At 69.8% G+C, this 5064-nt stretch carries 4 protein-coding genes; 1 reads left to right on the top strand and 3 read right to left on the bottom strand.

All coding sequences use genetic code 11. The features are described from left to right. Window positions 1-217: 217 nt before the first annotated feature. Both FVW27_RS07630 and FVW27_RS07625 read right to left on the bottom strand, forming a co-directional pair. Window positions 218-1201, bottom strand: a complete 984-nt coding sequence (locus tag FVW27_RS07630; protein ID WP_341806106.1) for a uracil-DNA glycosylase — start codon at window positions 1199-1201, stop codon at window positions 218-220. A 114-nt stretch (window positions 1202-1315) separates the two neighbouring features. Continuing rightward, a complete protein-coding gene (locus tag FVW27_RS07625) occupies window positions 1316-2518 on the bottom strand; it encodes a pyridoxal phosphate-dependent aminotransferase (protein ID WP_167124054.1) in 1203 nt (400 codons plus the stop codon). A 295-nt stretch (window positions 2519-2813) separates the two neighbouring features. Here FVW27_RS07625 and FVW27_RS07620 point away from each other — a divergent pair, with 295 nt between their 5' ends. After that, the gene (locus tag FVW27_RS07620; protein WP_167124053.1) at window positions 2814-3506 is read left to right on the top strand and encodes a YaeQ family protein; all 693 of its coding nucleotides are present in this window, start codon (window positions 2814-2816) and stop codon (window positions 3504-3506) included. A 181-nt stretch (window positions 3507-3687) separates the two neighbouring features. Here FVW27_RS07620 and FVW27_RS07615 read toward each other — a convergent pair whose 3' ends face one another. Next, window positions 3688-5052 (bottom strand): FAD-linked oxidase C-terminal domain-containing protein, encoded by a 1365-nt coding sequence (locus FVW27_RS07615; RefSeq protein ID WP_167124056.1) that lies wholly within the window; start codon window positions 5050-5052, stop codon window positions 3688-3690. Between the last annotated feature and the right edge of the window lie 12 nt (window positions 5053-5064).

Here is a 5064-nt window from a genome sequence, read left to right as displayed (position 1 = left end):
CCTGCCGGGGCCGCCCGTGCGCCTGGGGGTGCCGCGCCGCCTGCGCGGCCTGCTGTGGGGCCACGCCAACGGGCTGGTGGACGCATATGCGGCCATGGGCATCACCCGGGCCATGGTCCACTGGCGCGACGACGACAGCTTCACGCTGGAATGACGACGGCGGCCACCCCGCACTCCGGGACGACCGCCGCCGCAAAACCATCGTTTGCCCAGCCGTTCACCAGCGGATGGGATGCTCTCCCCGTTCCGCCAGCCAACCATTGACCCGCGCAAAGAGCCCGCACCCGAAGAACCCGCGCGAGGCCGACAACGGCGAAGGATGCGCCGCCGTCAGCACCAGATGCGCCGGATGGGTCACCAATGCCGCAAACCCGTGCGCGGGCCTGCCCCAGAGCAGAAAGGCGCACGGCTGCGAACGCGCACCCAGCGCGGCCACGATGCTCCGCGTGACGTCCTCCCAGCCGAGGCCCGCATGGCTGTTGGGTTGCCCGTCCTCCACGGTGAGCACCGTGTTCAGCAGCAGCACGCCCTGCGCGGCCCAACGCGACAGATTGCCGGAGGGGGCGGCGGATTCGGGGGATACATTGCCGAACGGCGTCAGCAACGGCGCGCCTGCGGGCGTGTTGCCAGCCGGGTGCCAAGACGGATGCGAGGACGCATGCGAGGACGGGCCGGATTTGCCCGTCTGGTCCCCGAAGCCCGGTTGCCCCGACCCCACGCCGTAATTGGCGGCCACTTCCCTGAAGATGTTGCGGAGCGAACGCGGCAAGGGCACCCCGTCGGCAACGGAAAAGGCCAGACCGTGGGCCTGCCCCGGCCCGTGGTAGGGGTCCTGCCCCAGGATCACCACCCGCACCGCGTCCCACGGCGTGGCGCACAGCGCCCGGAACACGTCGGCGCGTGCCGGATAGATGGTCCGCCCCTGCGCGCGCAACGCCTCGACCGTGGCCAGCACTTCCAGATGCCTGCGGGCAACCAGATCCGCCACATTGTCCGGCCAGCCGGTGCCAGCCAGCGGGTCCGGTCCGGCAAGAACCGCAGGATCGGGCGTGACGGGCAGGCAGGGCGGGGCGTAACGTGGGGGCGCGCCGGGCCCCTTGTCCTGAACACCGCCAATCACCTTGCCCGACGTAACCGCCCCATCCACCTTGCGCGGCCTGCCGCGCCGCCGCGGAGTTGCCTGCGGCTGGTCGTCCAGCACGGGCGAAGCCGTGACATCGGGCGATGACGCAGTGCTGGCCGCAGTTGCACGTGCCTCTGCACACTCCCCGGCCCCGGGCACCGGGCCGTCCACCAGTATCCTGCGCCGGGCCATCTACAGAGCCGTCACCCAGTGCTGGATGCGGTCGAAGGCCTCGGTCAGTTCCGCCTCGTCCATACCGAAGGACAGCCGCAGGTGACGTTCGCCCGTGGGGCCGAACGAGCCGCCCGGCACGGTGATCACCCGCGATTCTTCCAGCATGCGCCGGGCCACGGTCATGGAGTCGGCATCGGTGAAGGTGTAGCGGGCCATGGCGTAGAACGCGCCGCGCGGCGGCACGTAGGTGAAGTGCGGGGCCAGCGCGTCCAGCCTGCGACAGGTCAGGTCGCGCCGGGCGGTCAGGGCCGTGCGCATGGCGTCCACGCAGTCCTGCGGACCGGTCAGCGCGGCAAGGGCCGCATGCTGCGACACCGTGGGCGCGCACACCGCAGTAGCGTCGTGCACCTTCAGCAGTTCCGCCATCCACGCGGCGTCGGCGGCCACGTAGCCCACGCGCCAACCGGTCAGGGCGTACTTCTTGGAAAAGGAATTCACGGTGATGACGTGACGGCGCAGTTCCGGCTGGTTCACGGGGCAGAAGCGCGGCGTGCCGGGGGCTTCGCCGTACACCATGTAGTCGTAGGTGTCGTCCACGATGAGCACCAGGTCGCGCTCCAGCGCAAGGTCGCACAGGGAGCGCACGTCGGCGTCGTCATACACCCCGCCAGTGGGGTTGCCGGGGCTGCACACGATGATGGCCCGCGTGCGCGGGGTGACGGCGGCGCGCACCGCGTCCACGTCCAGCCCCCAGTCCGCAGCGCGCAGGGGCACATGCACGGGCACGCCCTCTGCCATCAATACCTGCTCGGCGTGCGAGGCGTAGCCCGGCGAGGGGATGATCACCTCATCGCCGCGCTCCACCACGGTGAGCATGATCATCACCAGCGCTTCCATGGCCCCCACGGTGACGCCGATTTCCGTCTCCGGGTCGAAGCGCGCCCCCTTGCGGGCCAGGATGTCCGCGGCAATGGCCTCGCGCAGGGCGGGCATGCCGGGTTGCAGGCTGTAGCGCCCCGCAGTGGGGTCGTCGCGCAGGGCGCGGCACACGGCCTCCACGATGTGGTCGGGCGTGCGGAACGAAGGCACGCCCTGCCCCAGCGACACGCAGCCGCCTACCTTGGCGGCCAGCATGGGCATGAGCTTGGTGGCGGAAATGCGGATGTTGCGCACGCGCTCGGCAACGCGCAGGGGAGATTCCGGGGGAGTGGCATTGGACATGGTTCGGCTCCGGTGAGTGGCAGAAATGGGCGGAGGTAACGAAATGGCCGCGCGGGTGGGCAAGCTTCGCTCTGCGCGCGGGCACCCGGTGGCACGATGCGTCGACAGCCTTGGGCTATACCCGCCCGCGCCGCGCTCCGCAACGCGCGGGGACGACGGGGCCGCGCCATGGGAACACAGCCGATGCCCATACCCCGATATTGGTGCGCGGTCTTGCATGGACGTGCGCCCAATGGCACCCTGATGGCACGGCAGCATGAACGGATGCAGCCCACCCGCCCCCCGTGAGGTCCGCATGAAGTACACCTGCACCATCGAACACCTGCCCGGCTCGCGCCCTCTGGAGGCGCCCCCTCGGCCACCCCGCCATGCGGTCGGGCACCGGGCGGGTTACGACACCGGATTCGGCATGGACGCCGCGCCGGACACCGGTGACGACAGCGATTATGGTCAACGCCCTGTGCCCGCTTCCGGCCTGCCCCTGCCGGTGCGCGACCGCATCGTGCTGGATGCGGCCCCCGGCGAAGTGCCGTGGCATATCGCCCTGAAGTTTCTGGGGTATCTGCTGTACCGGGAATGGGAGCCGCGCGTGGAAGAAGGAGTGGGCTGGCACTACAAGCCGGACCTGGTCTCGCTGGACGCGGCGGGGAACATCCGGCTGTGGCTGGACTGCGGGAACATTGCGGCGCGCAAGACCGACCGCGTGGCGGCCAAGTTGGGCGAGGACACGCCCTTCCGCATCCTGCGCCGGACGGAGAAGGACGCCCGGCAACTGGCAGCCACGCTGGCGGGCAAGGTGCGCCACCCGCAGCGGGTGCGGTTGATCGCGTTTGACGCAGGATTTGTGGACGCCATCGCGGCGGGGCTGGACAGCACCAACCGTATCAAGGCCCTGCGCGGGACCGACCGGCTGGACCTGACCTTCGAGACGCGGCAGGACCGGGTGGAGTTGCACAGCCGGTTGCATGTGCTGGAATTGAAGGGGTAACGAAAATACCCATGGATATCGAGGGGTGGAGACGGTAACGACCGCTCCCAACAGCACTCGCAACAGCGTATCAGCCCCCCAATTGAAAAGTTTGGAAGGCGGGGGAGGGTTCGGGAGGGGGAGGAAACTTTTACAAAAGTTTCCTCCCCCTCCCGATTTTCTTCATGTTCTTTTTTCGTCTCTACCCGAACACCTTGCCGGGGTTCATGATGCCCTTGGGGTCGAACACCTGGCGGATGCCCTGTTGCAGGCGGATGGAGGCGGGGGAAAGTTCCAGGGGCAGCAGGTGCTTCTTGGCTTCGCCTATGCCGTGTTCGCCGGAGATGGTGCCGCCAAGCTCCAGCACCTTGCCCACCAGGGCCACGATGCCCTGCTCCACCACGTCGCGGGTATCGCGGGTGGGGGCGGTGACGTTGAGATGGATGTTGCCGTCGCCCGCATGGCCGAAGGCGAAGATCTCCATGCCGTAGCTCTGCTCGAACTCGGGCAGCGCGGCCACCAGTTCGGCTATGGCGCCAAGGGGCACGGCCACGTCCTCGGACATGTACAGGGCGGCATAGTCGTGGATGCGCAACGACACCTGGCGGCGCGCGCCCCACACGCGGGCGCGGGTTTCCTCGTCGGCGGCGGGCAGCACGTGGGTGGCGCCCTGCTGGCGGCATATGGCGGCCACAAGGTCAAGCTCGGGCACGATCTGCTCGCGGGCGCCGTCCAGTTCGATGATCAGCAGCGAGGGCTTGTCGCCGGGCACCGGGATGGGCAGCAGTTCGCCCAGCAGGCGAATGCAGCGGTGGTCCAGGAACTCGATGGCCGAGGGCAGGTGCCCTCCCCCCAGCACGGCGGCCACGCCGCGCATGGCGGCGGCCATGTCCGGGAAGGCCACGGCCATGCTCACGGTGGCGGGCGGCAGGGGCACCAGTTTGAGGGTCAGGGCGGTGATGACGCCCAGCGTACCCTCGGACCCGCACAGCAGGTGGGCCATGTCGTAGCCCACCACGCCCTTGCGGGTGCGCACCCCGGCGCGCAGCAGTTCGCCGTCGGGCAGCACGGCCTCCACGCCCAGCACGTAGTCGCGGGTGACGCCGTACTTGACGCATGCGGGGCCGCCCGCGTTGGTGGCCACGTTGCCGCCGATGGTGGAACGGTCCATGCCCGCCGGGTCGGGCGGGTAGTACAGGCCCTGTTCGGCGGCGGCGTCGCGCACGCGCTGCGAGATGACGCCCGCCTCCACCTCGGCCACCAGATTGCGGGGGTCGATGGCGCGGATGCGGTTCATGCGCTCCAGCGACAGCACCACCCCGCCGCGCACGGCAAGGCAACCGCCCGCAAGGCCGGTGCCGCCGCCGCGCGGAATGACCGGAATGGAATGCGCGCTGGCGCAACGCAGCAGCGCCTGCACCTGTTCCACGGTTTCCGGCAACACCACCAGGTCGGGGGCGGCGCGCAGTTCCGAGGCGTCGCGGTCGTAGGGTTCACCGGGGGCGTGCAGCACGGCGGCGTCGCCCACGGCGGCCACGATGGCGGCGCGGTGGGCGTCGGTGAGCACGAAGCGGCGAGA

This window comes from Nitratidesulfovibrio liaohensis (genome assembly GCF_011682075.1).
GTDB classification, from domain to species: Bacteria; Desulfobacterota; Desulfovibrionia; order Desulfovibrionales; family Desulfovibrionaceae; genus Cupidesulfovibrio; species Cupidesulfovibrio liaohensis.
Note: the sequence above shows the minus strand (reverse complement) of the source record. Positions and strands in the feature narration are given on the sequence as shown.